Annotated in this window: 16 protein-coding genes; 5 read left to right on the top strand and 11 right to left on the bottom strand. The window is 69.3% G+C overall.

Annotated elements, in window-relative coordinates; translation table 11 throughout:
• Window positions 1-72: 72 nt before the first annotated feature.
• Window positions 73-1,806: a cis-3-hydroxy-L-proline dehydratase gene (gene lhpI, locus NVS83_RS02210; protein ID WP_258737864.1), complete on the bottom strand. Its 1,734-nt coding sequence runs from the start codon at window positions 1,804-1,806 to the stop codon at window positions 73-75.
• 79 nt (window positions 1,807-1,885) lie between these two features.
• On the opposite strand from lhpI, the gene NVS83_RS02215 reads away from it, so the two are divergent.
• The 4 genes from NVS83_RS02215 to NVS83_RS02230 all read left to right on the top strand — a co-directional run bounded on the left by NVS83_RS02215 (window position 1,886) and on the right by NVS83_RS02230 (window position 4,909).
• Window positions 1,886-3,025 (top strand): cytochrome-c peroxidase, encoded by a 1,140-nt coding sequence (locus NVS83_RS02215; protein WP_374115006.1) that lies wholly within the window; start codon window positions 1,886-1,888, stop codon window positions 3,023-3,025.
• 142 nt (window positions 3,026-3,167) lie between these two features.
• Window positions 3,168-3,662 carry a peptide-methionine (R)-S-oxide reductase MsrB gene (msrB, locus tag NVS83_RS02220; protein ID WP_258730990.1) on the top strand — a complete coding sequence of 165 codons (495 nt, stop codon included), beginning with the start codon at window positions 3,168-3,170 and terminating at the stop codon, window positions 3,660-3,662.
• A 51-nt stretch (window positions 3,663-3,713) separates the two neighbouring features.
• Complete coding sequence (gene msrA / locus NVS83_RS02225; RefSeq protein ID WP_258737865.1) at window positions 3,714-4,421, top strand: peptide-methionine (S)-S-oxide reductase MsrA; 708 nt, start codon at window positions 3,714-3,716, stop codon at window positions 4,419-4,421.
• 131 nt (window positions 4,422-4,552) lie between these two features.
• Complete coding sequence (locus NVS83_RS02230; protein ID WP_258737866.1) at window positions 4,553-4,909, top strand: winged helix-turn-helix domain-containing protein; 357 nt, start codon at window positions 4,553-4,555, stop codon at window positions 4,907-4,909.
• Window positions 4,910-4,952: 43 nt separating this feature from the next.
• Here the strand turns inward: NVS83_RS02230 and NVS83_RS02235 are convergent, their stop codons facing one another.
• The 8 genes from NVS83_RS02235 to NVS83_RS02270 form a co-directional block, all read right to left on the bottom strand.
• A complete protein-coding gene (locus tag NVS83_RS02235; RefSeq protein ID WP_258738469.1) occupies window positions 4,953-5,906 on the bottom strand; it encodes an aminotransferase class IV in 954 nt (317 codons plus the stop codon).
• A 53-nt stretch (window positions 5,907-5,959) separates the two neighbouring features.
• A complete protein-coding gene (locus NVS83_RS02240; RefSeq protein ID WP_258737867.1) occupies window positions 5,960-6,505 on the bottom strand; it encodes a flavin reductase in 546 nt (181 codons plus the stop codon).
• 15 nt (window positions 6,506-6,520) lie between these two features.
• Window positions 6,521-7,648, bottom strand: coding sequence for an ABC transporter ATP-binding protein (locus tag NVS83_RS02245; protein ID WP_258738470.1), 1,128 nt, complete (start codon window positions 7,646-7,648; stop codon window positions 6,521-6,523).
• Window positions 7,649-7,650: 2 nt separating this feature from the next.
• Window positions 7,651-8,487: an ABC transporter permease gene (locus tag NVS83_RS02250; RefSeq protein WP_258737868.1), complete on the bottom strand. Its 837-nt coding sequence runs from the start codon at window positions 8,485-8,487 to the stop codon at window positions 7,651-7,653.
• Window positions 8,487-9,386 (bottom strand): ABC transporter permease, encoded by a 900-nt coding sequence (locus tag NVS83_RS02255; protein ID WP_258737869.1) that lies wholly within the window; start codon window positions 9,384-9,386, stop codon window positions 8,487-8,489. The genes NVS83_RS02250 and NVS83_RS02255 overlap by 1 nt, the downstream gene beginning before the upstream one ends.
• Window positions 9,383-10,477 carry an ABC transporter substrate-binding protein gene (locus NVS83_RS02260; RefSeq protein ID WP_258737870.1) on the bottom strand — a complete coding sequence of 365 codons (1,095 nt, stop codon included), beginning with the start codon at window positions 10,475-10,477 and terminating at the stop codon, window positions 9,383-9,385. Before NVS83_RS02260 ends, NVS83_RS02255 begins: the two co-directional genes overlap by 4 nt.
• Window positions 10,478-10,587: 110 nt before the next feature.
• A complete protein-coding gene (locus tag NVS83_RS02265) occupies window positions 10,588-11,889 on the bottom strand; it encodes an LLM class flavin-dependent oxidoreductase (protein WP_258737871.1) in 1,302 nt (433 codons plus the stop codon).
• Window positions 11,890-12,281: 392 nt separating this feature from the next.
• The gene (locus NVS83_RS02270; RefSeq protein WP_258737872.1) at window positions 12,282-12,971 is read right to left on the bottom strand and encodes a TetR/AcrR family transcriptional regulator; all 690 of its coding nucleotides are present in this window, start codon (window positions 12,969-12,971) and stop codon (window positions 12,282-12,284) included.
• A 218-nt stretch (window positions 12,972-13,189) separates the two neighbouring features.
• On the opposite strand from NVS83_RS02270, the gene NVS83_RS02275 reads away from it, so the two are divergent.
• Window positions 13,190-14,485 carry an aminotransferase class III-fold pyridoxal phosphate-dependent enzyme gene (locus tag NVS83_RS02275; RefSeq protein WP_258737874.1) on the top strand — a complete coding sequence of 432 codons (1,296 nt, stop codon included), beginning with the start codon at window positions 13,190-13,192 and terminating at the stop codon, window positions 14,483-14,485.
• A gap of 169 nt (window positions 14,486-14,654) precedes the next feature.
• Here the strand turns inward: NVS83_RS02275 and rpsU are convergent, their stop codons facing one another.
• Window positions 14,655-14,948: a 30S ribosomal protein S21 gene (gene rpsU / locus NVS83_RS02280; protein ID WP_258738471.1), complete on the bottom strand. Its 294-nt coding sequence runs from the start codon at window positions 14,946-14,948 to the stop codon at window positions 14,655-14,657.
• A 262-nt stretch (window positions 14,949-15,210) separates the two neighbouring features.
• Window positions 15,211-16,830: an FGGY-family carbohydrate kinase gene (locus tag NVS83_RS02285; RefSeq protein ID WP_258737875.1), complete on the bottom strand. Its 1,620-nt coding sequence runs from the start codon at window positions 16,828-16,830 to the stop codon at window positions 15,211-15,213.
• Window positions 16,831-16,833 lie beyond the last annotated feature (3 nt).

Genomic DNA, 16,833 nt, shown 5'->3' on the forward strand with positions numbered 1-16,833 from the left:
GGCCGGCCCATCTGCGGTGCGGTTCGAGCCCGGGAGCCTTGCGGCCTCCCGGGCTTTTTCATGCGCGCGGACTCAGCCCGCCAGCCAGCCGGGCAGAGCGGTGTCGAATATCCCGGTAGAGGCCGCCTCCACGCATTGGGTGAGGCTTCCCAGCATCACGCGGCGCCCGGAAAGGCCGGGGCCGTAATGGGCGTATTTGCCCGAGCTGGTGAGGATGGCGCGAGCCGCAGGCGGGATGACCGGCTCGCCGATCATGCACCAGCAGGTGTCGTTGACGAAGGAGACGCCGAAGCGCTCAAGCGCCGCCGTCAGCCCCGCCGCCTGCGCGCGGGCAAAAACGTCCCGTCCGCAGGTGACGACGAGCGCAACATCAGCCGCTTTCCGCCGGCCGGCGCATAGGGCCGCGAGGCGTTCGATCTCGGTGAAGGAAAAATGCGGGTTGCCGAGCGCGACGAGGTCGATGCGGGCCGCGCCCTCCTCGCCCGCACCCTCCTCGCCATTGATGCGCCGCCAGCTTTCGGCAAGGTCTGCGCGCGAGACCGAGAGCCTCGGCAGCGTTTCCGCCAGCGCGTGCGCGGCGGCGATTTCCCGCGCTTCGGGTGTGATGCCGGCGATGTGGAACATCGGCGCGCCCGAGGTGGTGGCGAAGGCGGCGGCGAAGGCCTTGAGGTCGTCGTCCGTCATCGCCGCGTCCTCCAGCCCGAGCACAAGCGGGATCGCCTCCGGCGACATTTCGCCCAGATGATGGCCGAGCAGCGCGAAGAAGGCATCGTTGGGCGCCGAAATAGGCGCCACCTCGATCGCCACGGCGGGGCGCCTTCCGGCGTCGAGATGGCAGCCCGCCAGCGGCGCCCGGCCGGTGATGGCGACGCATATGTCGAGATAGTCGGGATATTTCATCGTCCGCGCGCCGAGCACGCTGTTCGCATAGGCGACGGCGTTGGATTCGGCCCAGACGATCTGCTCGCCGAGGGCGGGCGGCGCGTCGAGCAGATAGGGCGCGCAGGTGAAGCTCGTCCGCGCGCCCATGGCGAGATAGGCCTCGGCCAGCCGCCAGGCCGGTTCGCCGAGGCTGGCGTCGACCCCCAGTGCGCGCCAGCGCCGCCCGTCGACCGAGACGGCGTTCAGCGTCGTCGGCACGCGCACCCGTGCGCCGAGATCGCGCAGCCTTTCGGCGAAGCGCAGGCTCGCCTCGCCCGTGTAGATGCAGCCGTCGATATGGGCGCGGGTGACGTCGATCAGCTCGCGCGCGCCGTAGAGCCCCGCCATCTCCACCACCACCTCCATGGCGAAGCGGGTGGCCTCCCCGTGCTCGCCGCGCAGCATGGCGCGGTCGGCGGGGCTCAGCGCCGTCGCCGCGCGTCCCGCCGGGGCGTCACGATGCGCGGCGGCGGGCGCGCCTTCGGCGATGAGCGTGTCGCCGGAAATCTCGGCCCGTCCGGCCTCGGCGAGCCGCGCCATGTCGTCGCCGGCGAGCCGCAGCACCGGCACCGAAACCCCGAACATCCTGCGGGCGATGATGACGCCGAGGGTGACGATCTCCTCTTCCTCGGTGAAGACGAAGGCCGCCGGCGCACGCCCGTTCATGAGGAGCTGCAACGCGACGCTGCTGCCCGTGCACGAGCCCCGGCTGCCGGGCATGACGAGCACGGTGCCGGCGAGGCTGCGGCCGTGCAGCGGGTGGTAGCGGTCGACCACGATGCCGGTCTGCGGGTCGACGCCGCCCCAGAACGACAGCGGCACGGGCGCGGCGACGACCGGCCCGCCGGCATGGCCCTCGACGATCTGTCTGCCCGTCAGTCGCACTTTGGAATCCTTCGATATTTCAAATCACTATAGTGCTTCATCGCGTCGCATCGCCTGAAAATCGCCGCCGATCGGTATTATGTTCGCGGGCATGATGAAGGCCGCCTTTCCCCTCGCCGTCGCGACCTCCATGCTCGCGGGCCTGCTGGCGGTCGCGGGTGCGCAGGACCGTTCGGCCGACGCGCCCGGTCTGGAGAAGCTCGGCGAGACGCTGTTCTTCGACACCGACCTCTCGCGCGAGCGCACGCAGTCCTGCGCCACCTGCCACGACCCTTCGACCGGCTTCGCCGATCCGCGCGGCGGGCCGGTCTCGATCGGCGACGACGGCACCTCGCTTGGCGTGCGCAATGCGCCCACGGTCAGCTATGCCACCTTCAGCCCGCGCTTCGGCAAGGACAGCGAAGGGCATTATGTCGGCGGCCAGTTCCATGACGGGCGCGCCGACACGCTGGAGGACCAGGCCGGCCAGCCGCTGCTCAACCCGATCGAGATGGCGATGCCCGACCGGGCGAGCGTGGTCGCCCGGCTGAAGGAGAAGCCGGCCTATCTCGAGGCCTTCCGCAAGCAGTTCGGGCCGGACGTGTTCGACAGCGACGAGCGCGCCTTCGCCGCCCTGACCGAGGCGCTGGCGGCCTATGAGCGCAGCCCCGCCGTCTCGCCCTTCGATTCCAGATATGACCGCTACCTGCGCGGCGAATACAAGATGACCCCGCAGGAAGAACTCGGCCGGGTGCTGTTCTTCTCCAACCAGTTCACGAGTTGCGGCCAGTGCCACAAGCTGCACCCTTCCGGCGGCAGGGACGAGACCTTCACCGATTATCGCTTCCACAATATCGGCGTGCCGCGCAATCCCGAGCTGGAGGCTCCGCTCGACCACGGCCTGCTGGCGCGCGAGGACGTGACGGACCCGGCCCATGATGGCCAGTTCAAGGTGCCGACCCTGCGCAACGTGGCGGTGACGGCGCCCTACATGCACAATGGCGTCTTCAAGGACCTGAGGACCGTCATCCTCTTCTACAACAAGTACAATTCCTCCTCTCCCAAGCGGCAGATCGACCCCGAGACGGGACGCGAGTGGGACCCGCCGGAGGTCGCCGGCACGCTGTCGATGAAGGAGCTGGAGACCGGCCCGGCGCTCGACGACCGGCGCATCAACGCGCTGGTCGCCTTCCTCAAGACGCTGACCGACGCGCGCTACGAGCCGCTGCTCGGCGAGTAGCGAGGCGGCGCCGGCCGGACGCTCGCCCGCACACCGAGCCGTGACACGCGGGCCGCCTGTAACGATGTAACCTTGCGACGCGTAGAGGAGGGGAGCGCCTCCCGTGACCCGGGTGGCGATGCCCCTTCAGCGGAGCACGCGCATGATGACACGACGTCTCCTCACATTCTCCGGCCTCGCCGCGCTCGGCGCTCTCGCGCTGCGCTACGGGCAAGGCGCGCGGGCGGAGACGGCCAAGGCGCCGTTTCCGGTGACCCACACCGATGCCGAATGGCGCCAGCGTCTGACCCCTTCGCAATATGCGGTGCTGCGGCGCGCGGCCACCGAGCGGCCCTTCTCCAGCCCGCTCAACGACGAGCACCGGCCCGGCGTCTTCGCCTGCGCCGGCTGCGAAAGCGACCTGTTCTCCTCCGACACCAAGTTCGACAGCGGCACCGGCTGGCCGAGCTTCTGGAAGCCGCTGGACGGCGCGGTCAGCGAGCGCCGCGACTTCTCCTTCGCCATGCTGCGCACGGAGGTGCTCTGCGCGCATTGCGGCGGGCATCTCGGCCACGTGTTCGAGGACGGGCCGAAGCCCACGGGCCTGCGCTACTGCATGAACGGGGTCGCCATGACCTTCAAGCCGATGGTCGGGTGAGGGGGCGATGCCTCCCGCCCCTTCGTCGCATCCGAATCCCGGAGAAACCCGATGAAATCCGCTCCCCTCGTCCTGGCCGGCGCGGCGCTGCTCGCCCTTGCCGCCTTCGCCTTCGATTCCTCGTCCTCCTCGGCGCAGGAGGGTATCGCCATTCCCGCGCCGGCGGTCGACGAGGCCGCCGCCTCCAGTCGCGAGGTCGCCGTGCTCGCGGGTGGCTGCTTCTGGGGCGTGCAGGGCGTGTTCCAGCATGTCGACGGCGTGACCAGCGCGGTCTCCGGCTATGCCGGCGGCTCGGCGCCCAGCGCCAGCTACGAGACCGTGAGCAGCGGCAGCACCGGCCACGCGGAGTCCGTGCAGGTGACCTTCGACCCGCACCGCATCTCCTATGGCCGGATCCTGCAGATCTACTTCTCCGTCGCCCATGATCCGACCCAGCTCAACCGGCAGGGGCCGGACCACGGCACGCAGTACCGCTCGGCCGTGTTCCCGACCAGCGACGAGCAGGCGCGCATCGCCAAGGCCTATATCGTCCAGCTCGACGCGGCGAAGGTCTATGACCGGCCGATCGCCACCAGGATCGAGCCCGGCCGCGCCTTCTACCCGGCGGAGGGGTACCATCAGGACTTCCTGACCCGGAATCCGACCTATCCCTACATCGTCATCAACGACCTGCCGAAGATCGAGAATCTGAAGCGGCTCTACCCTCAAGCCTATCGCGCCAAGCCCGTGCTGGTGGCCGAGAGCGGGCTCGGCCAGTAGCGGCGCGGCGCGTTCCTGCCGGCGACGGGCGGAGGCGCCGTCACGTCGTTGCGCGGCCGGGTTGTGCGGGCCTGCCCCTGATGCGAGAAGATGAACGGACCCGATGAACCGCCGGCGGGACGCGACGGGAAATGGCCGTTCTTTCGATCCGCATTGACCTCGAGCCGAAGGGCCGCGTCGGCCCCGGCAAGATCGAGCTGCTCGAGGCCATCGCCCGCACCGGCTCGATCTCGGCCGCCGGGCGGGCGCTGAAGATGTCCTATCGCCGGGCCTGGGATCTCGTCGACGAGCTCGGGCGGATCTTCGGCCAGCCGGTGGTCGTCTCGCAGACCGGCGGCCGGCATGGGGGAGGGGCGAAGCTCACTCCCTTCGGCCAGGAACTGGTCGCGCGCTATCGCCTCATCGAGGAGATCACCGCCGCCACCGCGAGGCCCCATCTCGACGCGCTGCAGGCGCGAGCCGCGGAACGGCCGGCGGAGGGCGAATGACCCCGGCTGGCGGCGCCCGTCACGCATCGACGAGCGCCAGCGCTCACCCGTAATCGACGGCGAAGCTCAGCTCCGGGTCCCGGTGCAGATCCCAGTAGGCCTCCCAGATGGTGCGCGTGACCGGCCCGACCTGCCCGCCGCCGACTGGTGCGCCGTCGAGCCGGGTGACCGGCATGACGCCGCCCGCCGTGGTGCAGAAGAACATCTCGTCGCACGAATAGGCGAGCTCGACCGGCACCGGTGCGAGCCGGACCTCGATTCCCCTCGCGGCGGCGATCTCCATCACCGTCCGGCGCGTCACGCCTTCGAGCACGCCGCGATCGGGCGTGTGCAGCACGCCATCCTTGATCAGCACGATGTTGTAGCCGGCGCCCTCGGTGATGTTGCCGTCGCCGTCCGGCAGGATCGGGTAGACCGCGTCGCGCTCGCGCGCCTCGAACAGGCCGCGGATGAAGTCACCCCATTGCAGGTTCTTCACCGTCGGGTCGATGGCGCCGGGCGGCACGCGCCGCACCGTGCGGGTGACCACCGCGCTCGCGCCGGTCTTCTGCATCTCCGGTGGCACCACCCAAACATAGGGTACGAGATACATGTAGAGGCAGTTGACGAGGTCCTCGGCCCGGTTGCCGCGGACATATTTCAGGCCGCGCGTCACGATGATGCAGACATAGGCGTCGCGTATGCCGCTTCGCGCCGCCATCTCCACCAGCGTCGCGGTGAGCGTCGCCCGGTCGAGCGGGCAGTGCAGCTTCAGCCGGGCGCAGCCCCTCTCCAGCCGGTCGAGATGGTCGTCGAGGCGGAAGAAGCGCCCGTCCCAGATCGCCGGCACGTCATAGGTCAGGTCGGAGTGCAGGAAGCCCTGGTCCATCAGCGGGATGCGGGCCTCGGCCACCGGCACCAGCTCGCCGCCGACATAGGCGATACCCTCGGCGAACGGGCCGGGGCTGGACTTCAGCGCTTCGAGGCGCCGCTCGTAACCCTCGAAGACGCAGCTCATGGCACTCACCGGACGGCTCCTTGCGGCGTGGGTCGGTTGGGTCGGGCGGGCGGTCACGCCAGCCGGTGGAAGCGGCGGTCGAAATAGACCAGCCCCTGCGCGGCGGCGCCCTCGCCGGAGGAACCCTCATGCAGCGCCAGCACCTCGCAGATCAGCACGTCATGCGTGCCGACCTCGTGAAACGCCTTGACCCGGCAGTCGAAGGCGACGGCTGCGTCAGCGAGGACAGGGGCGCCGGTCGCGAGCGTGGTCCATTCGCCGTGGCGGAAGCGCTCGGCCATGCTGGCCGTGCTGGCCCCGCCGGCGAAGGCCATGGACAGCTCCTCATGCGGGCCGGACAGCGTGTTCACGCACAGGATGCGGCTCGCGGCGATGACGGGATGGGTGCGGTTGGTCCGGTTCACGCAGACGAGCAGCGTGGGCGGCGTGTCGGTGACGCTGCACACGGCCGAGGCAGTGAAGCCGTAGGGCTCGCCGTCGCGGATGGTGGTGATGATGTTTACGGCGGCCGCGAGCCGCGCCATGCCGTTCCTGAAGCTTCGGGCGTCGAGATCGGCGAGCGCGGGGGCGGGGATCATGCGGGTCGTCGGCTGGTGCATGCGGGGATTTCCGGGTCAGTCGTCGGCGATGGTGACCGCCATGGTCGCGTCCCATCCGACATCCACGCTGCTGCCGGGCGCGAGCAGCTCGATGCCGGGATGGGAGGGCACGCGCACGGTGAGCACGCTGTCGCTGCCGGGCAGGCGCACGCGGTAGCGCAGCGAGCCGGTGGTGAAGACGGCCTCCTCGACCACGCCGAGGAAGTGGTTGTCGCGCTCGCGCGCCGCCGGGCCGAGGACGATGTTCTCCGGCCGCAGGCACACCGCGCGGCGCTCGCTCACCCGGCTTGGCGCCAGCGCGCGGATGACGAGCCCGCCGGGCGTGCGCACCCGCACCTCGCGCCCGTCGCGGGCGAGCAATTCCTCCACCGGCAGCAGGCTCGCCTCGCCGAGGAAGCTGGCGACGAAATGGGTGCCGGGCATCTCGTAGAGCTGGCGCGGCGTGCCGATCTGCTCGAGCATGCCCGCGCGCATCACCGCCAGCCGGTCGGCGAGGAAGGCGGCCTCCTGCTGGTCGTGGGTGACGTAGATCACCGTCGCGCCGAGCGCGCGCTGGAGGCGCTTGATCTCCTCCTGCATCTCCTCGCGCAGATTCTTGTCGAGCGCGCCGAGCGGCTCGTCCATCAGCAGCAGGCGCGGGTCGTAGACGGCGGCGCGGGCGAGGGCGACGCGCTGCTGCTGGCCGCCCGAGAGCTGGGCGGGACGGCGCTCGCCCATGGAGTCGAGCCGCACCATGGCGAGCGCCCGCTTCACCCGCTCGGCGATCTCGCCCCGCGAGCAGCCGCGCATCTTCAGGGGAAAGCCGATGTTCTCGGCGACGCTCATATGCGGGAACAGCGCGTAGTTCTGGAACACCATGCCGATGTTGCGCCGGTAGGGCGGCACGGCGACGATGTCGGTGCCGTCGACGCGGATCGCGCCGTAGCTCGGCGGCACGAAGCCCGCGAGCATGCCGAGCAGGGTCGACTTGCCCGAGCCCGACGGGCCGATCATCGCGAACAGCTCGCCCGGCTCGATCCGCAGCGAGGTCTCGTGCAGCACGGTGAGGTCGCCGTAATCCTTGCTGATGTGGTCGAACTCGACCGCCGCCCCGCGCCCGGCCGGCGCGGCGTGCAGGCTTCCATGGAAGTCCGGGTTCGACATGTTCACGGCTGCACTCCCTTGGCGCCGCCGGACAGATGGCGGGAGCGGGTGGCGGCGAAGGCGGCGAGGCACAGGAGCGCGATGGTCGCGCCGAGCAGCACCACGGTGGCGGCGGCGATGATCGGGGTCATCTGGTAGTTCAGCTGCTCCCACAGCAGGCGCGGCACGGTGCGCGTGGTCGGGCTGGTCAGGAACATGGCCAGGATCAGCTCGTCGAAGGAGAAGGTCAGCGCGAAGATGAAGCCGACCACGACGCCCGCCCGGATCATCGGGAAGGTGACGTGGACGAAGGTGCGCCAGGGATTGGCACCGAGCGTCATCGCCGCCAGCTCGAAGGAGGGCGTGTAGGTCCTCAGCGCCGCCGAGACGGTGATGAAGACGAGCGGCATCGTCACCACGGCGTGGGCGAGCACGATGCCCGGATAGGTGCCTACCAGCCCGACCTTGGCCATCAGCGGGAACAGGCCGATCGCCAGCACGATCTGCGGCAGGATCAGCGGGGCGATGAGCAGGGCCGCGAGCGTGCGCCGGAAGGGAACCGCGCCGCGCACCACGGCGAGCGCCGCCATCACCCCGCAGACCGTGGCGAGCGCGGCGGCGGGAATGCCGATCTTCAGGCTGTTCAGGATGGCGAGCTGGTAGTCGATGCTGTGCGCGAAGGCCTCGTACCAGCGCAGCGAGACCCCGGGCGGGGGAAAGCGCAGGAACGGGTCCGGGCTCAGCGAGAGCGGCACGATGGCGAGCGTCGGCGCCACCAGATAGACGAGCACCAGGACGGCGAAGCCCGTGAGGCCGAGCCCGACGATGCGCCACAGCGGCTCGCTCGCGCTGGCCCGCATCACGCGCCTCCCCTTGAGGCGAGGCGGCTGTTGAGCCGCTCGTAGAGCAGGAACATGAGGCAGGTGAGCACAAGCAGCACGGTGGCGAGCGCGGAGGCGAGCGGCCAGTCGAGCAGGCGCGAGACCTGCTGCTCGATGGCGACCGCAACCATGGTGCTCGAGCCGCCGAGCAGCGCCGGGGTGATGTAGAAGCCGAGCGTCGAGATGAACACCAGCGCGCAGCCCGCGCCCACCCCCGGCAGGGTGAGCGGGAAGTAGACATGGGCGAACTGGCGCGCCGGATTGGCGCCGAGGATTGCCGCCGCTCGGAGCACGCTCGGGTCGATCGCGCGCATCGAGCTGAGCAGCGGCAGGATCATGAAGGGCAGCATGATCTGCACCATCGCCACATGGGTGCCGATGTCGGTGTTGGACAGGCGTAGCGGGCGGTCGACCAGGCCGAGGGTCAGCAGCGCCTCGTTGATGATACCGCGCCGCTGCAGCAGCACCAGCCAGGCATAGGAGCGGATGACGGCGCTGGTCCAGAACGGCACCAGCACCAGCGTCATCGCCACGAGCTGCCAGCGCCCGCGCGCGCGGCTGATGAGGAATGCGACCGGATAGCTCAGCACCAGTGCGCAGGCGGTGACGATCGCCGCGGTGCGGAAGGTGTAGATCAGCGGGTAGTGCAGCGAGGTCTCGCGGGCGATCCGCACATAGGTGTCGAACGGCCCCTTCGGCGCCGAGCCGCTCTGGATCAGCACATAGGCGAGCGGCAGCACGAAGAAGAGGCCGAGCAGCAGAAGCGGCGGCACCAGCAGCCAGATGCCGCGCCGCGCCGGCGACCAGGCCCGCGCCGGCGTGCGCTGCGTGCGCGCGCCCGTTCCGGCGCGCGCATCGCCCATTGCGGCATCGCTCACCCGACGAGCCACTTGTTGAACTTGGCGAACAGCTCGTCGCCGTGCTCGGCCCAGTAGGGCACGTTCTGCAGCACGGCGGTCTTGCCGTTCTCCGGCGAGTTCGGCAGCAGCGCCTTGGTCTTGGCGTCGAGCATATCGAACGCCTTCGGGTTGGTCGGCCCGTAGGGGATGTGCTGGGCGAACACCGCCTGGTTCTTGGCCTCGATCAGGTTGGCGAGGAACTCCATCGCCCGCTTCTTGTCCTTCACGCCCTTGGGCACGATGAAGGCGTCGCAGGTGAAGATGCACTGGTCGAAGGTGTAGTCGATCGGCGCGCCGTCGACCTTGGGCTTGTAGAGGCGCCCGTTCCACGAGGTGCCGACGTCCACCTCGTTGCTGATGAGGAGCTGCGCGCTCTGCGCGCCGGAGGTCCACCAGGTGAGGTTCGGCTTGATCTTGTCGAGCGAGGAGAAGACCGCGTCGAGGTCGAGCGGGTAGAGCTTGTCGGGCGAGACGCCCGCGCCCAGGGCGGCGATCTCCATCGTCTGCGGCGCCAGCTTCCACAGGCTGCGCTGGCCCGGCTTGGCGCTGGCGTCGAAGAACTCCACCCAGCCCCTGGGCCGGGTCTCCTCGGTGAAGGCCTGGGTGTTCCAGCCCATCACCGTGCCGGCGACGTCGGAGACGATGTAATGGTCGTCCGCGGCCCAGGGCAGCAGCGCCTTGCGATCGACGATGTCGTAGTCGATCGGCTCCAGCAGGCCGAGCTTGGCGAGCACGGCGGCCTCGGCGAAGTCGATATTGGCGACGTCGATGTCGACCGCGTTGGCGTCCACCATCGCCTTGATGCGGGCGGTGTCCATATAGGGCGCGCCGAGGATCTTGACGCCGGTCTTCTCGGTGAAGGTGTCGAAATAGGCGGCCTTGTAGGCGGCCTCCAGCGCGCCGCCCGAATTGGGCACGGTCATGGTGGCGTCGGCGGCGCGCACGATGCCCGGACGCGCGACGCCGGCCGCGGTCAGGGCGGCCGCGCCGGCCAGGAAGGTTCGGCGGGACACGCCGGGCAGAATGCCGGATCCGGCGCTGTGGTTCTTCTGGTCAGTGCGGTCAGTCATGGCGGACATCCTGATCTCGAAGGGAAGACCTGAGGCACAGAGCCGGCGATGCCGGCGAGGGATAGGCACGTGCTGTGCCACCCCCGCCACGGGCCGGGGCGGCGGGGGCCTTAGCTGCGCAGGTTCTCGCGGAAGGTGCGGCCGGCATATTCGGTGCGGTAGATGCCGCGGCGCTGCAGCTCCGGCACCACCGAGCGCACGAACTGCACATAGCCGGTGGGCGATAGCGTCGGCACCACGACGAAGCCGTCGCAGGCCTCGGATTCGAACAGGTCCTGCATGTAGTCGGCGATCATCTGCGGCGTGCCGACGATCTGCGGGGTGATCTCGTTGACGCCATAGGCATGGCCCGCCTCGCGCAGGGTCATGTTCTTGTTCTGGCTGGCGCGCAGGATATGGTCGAACACGCCGCGCGAGCCCTGCGTGATCTCCATGTCGACCAGCGGCTGGTCGAGCGGGTAGCCGGCGAGGTCGATGCCCATGGCGTTGGAGATTTCCGCGACGCCGAGTTCGTCGCTGACCAGCGATTCCAGATAGGCGGCCTTCTCGCGGGCAATCGATTCCGTCTCGCCGACGATGATGTCCACCGCCGGCAGGATGGCGCATTCGTTGGGCGCGCGGCCATGCGCGGCCATGCGGGACTTGATGTCGCGATAGAAGTCCTGCATCCGCGCCTTGTCCGGCTGCAGCGTGAACAGCACTTCGGCCCAGCGCCCGGCGAATTCGCGCCCGCGCTCGGAGGAGCCCGCCTGCATCAGCACCGGGCTGGTCTGCGGTGAGCGCGGCGTCTGCAGCGGGCCGCGGGTCTTCACCCACCGGCCCTCGAAATTCACGTAATGGACCTTGTCCGGGTCGGCGAACACGCCGTTCTTGCGGTCGAGCACCAGCGCGTCCTCGTCCCAGCTCCGCCACAGCGCCTGGCAGGCTTCCACCACCTCCTCGGCGTGGTCGTAGCGCAGGCCGCGCTCCATCAGCCGGTCCATGCCGAAATTCTGCGCCTCGCGGTCATTGGCGGAAGTGACGACGTTCCAGGCCGCGCGCCCGCCGCTGATGTGGTCGAGCGTCGCCATGGAGCGGGCGATGTGGAACGGGTGGTAGAAGGCCGTCGACATGGTGGCGGCGAGGCCGAGATGGGTGGTCGCGCGCGCCATGCAGGCGAGGAGCTGCAGCGGCTCCAGCAGGAACATCTGGCCGGGCTGGCGCAGATTGGCGGCGAAGCTGCCGCCGAAGGTGTCGAACAGCGTCAGCACGTCGACGAAGAACAGGCCGTCGAACTTTCCCTCCTCGAGGATGCGGGCGATGTTCTCGTAGCGGGCCGGGTTCAGGAAATCGGTGCCGTCGCTCTCATCGTGCCGCCAGGCGCCGTTGTGGTGCCAGTTGGGTCCCGCGATGCAGAAACCGATGAAGTGCATTTGCCTCGGCACGACCACCACCCCTGAGGATCGACATGGCACGGCACCGGCGAGCCGCCCCCGGAAAGGGCGGGTTCGTTCGATGCAGGCGCTCGTCACGTTCGCGATGGCGACGACGCTAGTGATGGAAAAATCGAATATCAATATCAAAAACGGGCACGCCGGGCTTTTGGCGGGCGAATTGTGACGTTTCTGTAGGCTGAGCCCAAATATTGCGCAATTGCCTAGCACGGTCGGGAATATTCCGAGCAATCGCAAGCAATTCGAGCGGTAATGCCGGAAAGGGTCGCCGCCGCTGCCGGCGTGCCTAGCTGCGACGTCTCGCGCCGCGCGCTTTCGTCAAGCGGAGCGGGAAGCGCGAAATATTCGATATTTATTCGCTAAAGATCGGTTCAGCCTATGCGTGGTTCGATCCATTCGGGCAGGAAGCAGCGCAGATAGGCGATCGCGGCGCGCAGGCTCTCCTCGATCGATTCCTGGGTGATGTGCCCGTGCTGGCTATAGGAAAGCGCCCAGATGCCGTCGGCGATGGCGAGCGAATTGGCGAGCTTCGCGGTCCAGCCGGGGATGGCGGGCATCACGAAATAGCGCGCCAGCAGGTCCGCGCGCCCCTGGGCGATGGCGAGCGTGCCGGCCATGTCGCGCTTGCGCACCTCGGCCCCGATACTGGCACCGAGGAACAGCTTCATCAGCGGCGGATGGCTGTTGTAATAGGCACCCGAGGCGCGCACGCGGGCGGCGATCAGCTCCTGCCAGCTCGCCGGGCGCGGCTCGATCTCGCGCCGCGTATTGGCGAGCATGATGCCGAGATGCTCCTCCGCCAGGGCGATGAGCGCGGCTTCCTTGTTGGGGAAGAAATGGTAGATCGAAGCCGGCGGCACGCCCGCCTTCTCGGCGATCTGGTAGAGCCCGACCTCGCTGACGTCATGATCCACGAGCAGCGCGTCGGTCGCCTCGATCAGCGCCTTGAGCCGGAGTTGGCCGCGTCGGCGGCGCACCGGCGCCTTGCGCGGCGCGTGCTCCTCGTCGCCGTCCGCCATCCCGTCCGCTTCCACCTCGCTCGCCTTCTGCATGTCCGTCATCTGCGCCTGCCCGGTCACTCCAGCGGCAAGGCTAGACGCGCCGTTCCGGCAGGGCAAACGCGCGGCGGCGCGCGTCTCAGTTTTCCGTTGATAATCGATAAATTCATCAATATCGTTTTGCGAGATAGTCGTCTCCGTCCCCATCAGCATTGCGGTCGTCGCCTCGTTTCCGAAGCGGAAGGGCGGGGTTGGCGCCATGAATCCCCGGAATCCCATCGATGAGCTGGACCAATTCGCGTAACGCCGAACTCAAGGAGCGGGCTGCAAAAGTCATTCCCGGCGGCATGTACGGGCACGAATCCACCGCTCTCCTGCCGGCCGACTTTCCGCAGTTCTTCCGGCGTGCCGACGGCACCCGGCTGTGGGACGCCGATGATAATGAATATATCGACTATATGTGCGCCTATGGCCCCAATCTTCTGGGCTATCGCCACGCCGCCGTCGACGCGGCCGCGCGTGCCCAGATGGAGCTCGGCGACACGCTGACCGGCCCCTCGGAGATCATGGTGACGCTCGCCGAGGACCTGGTCGGCATGCTCAGCCACGCCGAATGGGCGATGTTCTGCAAGAACGGCACCGACGCCACCTCGATGGCGACGGTGGTCGCCCGGGCGCACACCGGCAAGCGCAAGATATTGGTGGGCCGGGGCGTCTATCACGGTGCCGCGCCCTGGTGCACGCCGGGGCCGGCGGGCATTCTCTCCGACGACCGCGCCCATATCGCCTATTACCGCGACCAGGACCCGCAGAGCCTCGCCGACGCGATGAAGGAGCACGCCGGCGACGTCGCCGCGGTGTTCGCGACGCCGTTCCGGCACGAGACCTTCCGCGATCAGGCGCCGCCCGACGCCACCTTCGCGCGCGAGGCGCGCCGGCTGTGCGATGCGGAGGGCGCGATGCTGGTGCTCGACGAGGTGCGCACCAGCTTCCGCCTGTCGCGCGACCATGCCTGGGCGGCGCTCGGCGTGGCGCCGGACCTTTCCTCCTGCGGCAAGGTGATCGGCAACGGCCAGCCGATCTCCGCGCTGGTGGGCGGGGAGCATCTGCGCAAGGCGGCGGGCAGCGTGTTCGTCACCGGCTCGTTCTGGTTCTCGGCGGTGCCGATGGCGGCGGCGATCGCCACGCTGAAGATCGTCCGCGAGAGCGACTATCTGGAGCGCATTACGCGCACCGGCACGCTGCTGCGCGAAGGGCTGGCCCGGCAGGCGGCCGATCACGGCTTCGCGCTGCGCCAGACCGGGCCGGTACAGATGCCGCAGATCCTGTTCGAGGACGACCCGGAGATGCGGCTCGGCTATTTCTGGACCGCGGCGGCGGTACGGCGCGGCATCTACCTGCATCCCTACCACAACATGTTCATCAACGCGGCGCTGAGCGAGGCCGACGTGGCCGCGACGCTGGAGGCGACGGACGGCGCCTTCGCGGCGCTGAAGGCGCAGGACCTCAAGCACCTGCCGCTGGAGCGGCCGGCGGTACGCGAGCGCCTGGAGCGCGCGGCGGCGCTGTCGGCTTAAGGACGTTTCTGCGGGGGAAGGGGAGGGGCTGCGGCGGCCCGCACCGAGCAGGCGGCGCGGATGCGCCGTCGCTCAGATCCCGGGCAACACCGGGCTCAGGCAGGGGGAGCGCCCGGATCGGTCCGGGGCGTCCGGCCTGCGTGAGCGAGCCTGCCTGGCTGCGTCCGGCTTACTTGGCAGCGTCCGTCGAGGCGGACGGCGCGGACTGGCCCGGCCGGGGCGCATGGCGCGCGGGGGCGGGCTTCTTCTTCGGGCCGGCGATGAGACCGTCGCGGATCGCCTGCTTGCGCGCGGCCTTGCGCGCCCGGCGAACAGCCTCGGCTTCCTCGCGGTTGCGCCGCTCGGACGGCTTCTCATAGGCGCGGCGGGCCTTCATCTCCCGGAACACGCCCTCACGCTGCATCTTCTTCTTCAGCACTCGCAGAGCTTGGTCGACGTTATTATCGCGAACGAGAACCTGCAATTCGTATCCAATCACATGCGGCCGGCGAGCCGGCTGCGCCTTCAAGATGTCGACCGGGATTGGCCGGCATGCGCCTTCATATAAGGGAATGGGCGCGAATTGGAAGACACGGCGGCGTTTCGCGACGTCCATCCGAATGGCAGGGGTCGATCGGCCCGCGCACGGAAAATCCGGGATCGACTTCATCGCGTACGCGAATACTCACCTAGTCTTGGCGTTTTACGCGCGGCGCGTTGTCCACAGGCCGCGGCCCGCCGCGCCTTCAGGAGGCCGTGACCTGCTCGCGAACGCTGCGATAGGCCGCCTGCAGCGTCTCGAAGGCGTGGAAGCGGCGCTCGTGCCAGTCGCGGGTGGCGGCGCTCGGCCCGTAGATGACCTCGATCCGCGACATGGACGCCATCGCCGAGTCGAAGCTGTCATGGCGCCCGGCGGCCACCGCGCCGAGTATGGCCGAGCCGAGCAGCACCGGCTCGGGCGCGCTCACCGCGGCGATCTTCACATTGGCCGCGTCCGCCAGCACCTGGCGCACCAGCGGGCTCTGCCCGGCGCCGCCGGAGACGAGCACGGTGTCGGTCTTCGCGCCCTTCGCCGCCTGCGCGTTGAGGATCTGGCGCAGGCCGTAGCCGATGCCCGCAAGCCCGGCCATGTAGAGCCCGGTGAGGCTGTCGAGCCCCTCGTCCATGCCGAGCCCGGCGATGATGCCGCGCGCGAGATGGTCGGCGAAGGGCGCCCGGTTGCCGAGGAATTCGGGCACCACATGCAGCGTGCCGACGAGTTCGCCGATCGCTTGCGCGCCGCCGGCGGCCTCGGCCTGCCCGGCGAGCCAGACGCTGAGATTCTGGTCCGCGGCGCGCGCCTGCTCGCGCGCCTGAGGCGCCGCCGGGTGCAGACGCACCAGCCGGTCGATCGCCGCGCCGGCCGCCGACTGGCCGCCCTCGTTCAGCCAGAAGTTCGGGACCATGGCGGAGAAATAGGGGCCCCAGACGCCCGGCACGAAGGCGGGCTCCGTGGTGGTGAGCAGGGTGCAGGCCGAGGTGCCGAACACATAGGCCATGCGATTCAGCACGCCGTCCTCACCGCCGCGCGCGCCGACCGTGCCGATGCCGCCCGCATGGGCGTCGATCAGCCCCGCCGCCACCGCGGTGCCGGGGGAGAGGCCGAGCTCGGCCGCGGCCGCCGGTGTCAGTCCGCTGCCGAGCGGCGAGCCGGGTGCGACGATCTCCGTGCCGATGCGCGTGAAGCCCTCATCGGCCAGCGCGCCGAGGCCGATGCGGCGGAAATAGCCCTCGTCCCAGCGCTGCTCATGGGCGAGATAGGTCCATTTGCAGGTGACCGTGCAGACCGAGCGGGCGAGGCTCCCGCTCGCCTTCCAGGTGAGGAAGTCGGCGAGGTCGAGGAATTGCCAGGCGCCGGCGAAGCTGTCGGGCAGCTCCTCGCTGAGCCAGAGCAGCTTGGGCGTCTCCATCTCCGGCGAGATGGTGCCGCCGACATAGTCGAGCACCGGGCTGCCGAGGGCGTTGATCCGGTCCGCCTGCCCGGTGGCGCGGTGGTCCATCCACACGATGACGTTGCGCTCGGGGTCGCCATGGCGCCCGACCGGCAGCGGGCGCCCCTCGGGGCCGAGCACCACCAGCGAGCAGGTCGCGTCGAAGCCGATGCCCTCGATCGCCCCGGGGGCGATGCCGGCATTGCCGACGGCCTCCTTCACGCAGGCGCACACGCAGGCCCAGATGTCGTCGCTCGACTGCTCGATGACGTCGCCCGCTTCCTTCCAGATGCGGATGTCGCGCTTGGCGACGGCGAGCTGCCGACCCTCGCCATCGAAGATGCCGGCGCGCACGCTTCCCGTGCCGACGTCGATTCCCGCGAAGCATCCGCTCATGGT

This window comes from Ancylobacter mangrovi, assembly GCF_024752335.1.
GTDB classification, from domain to species: Bacteria; Pseudomonadota; Alphaproteobacteria; order Rhizobiales; family Xanthobacteraceae; genus Ancylobacter; species Ancylobacter mangrovi.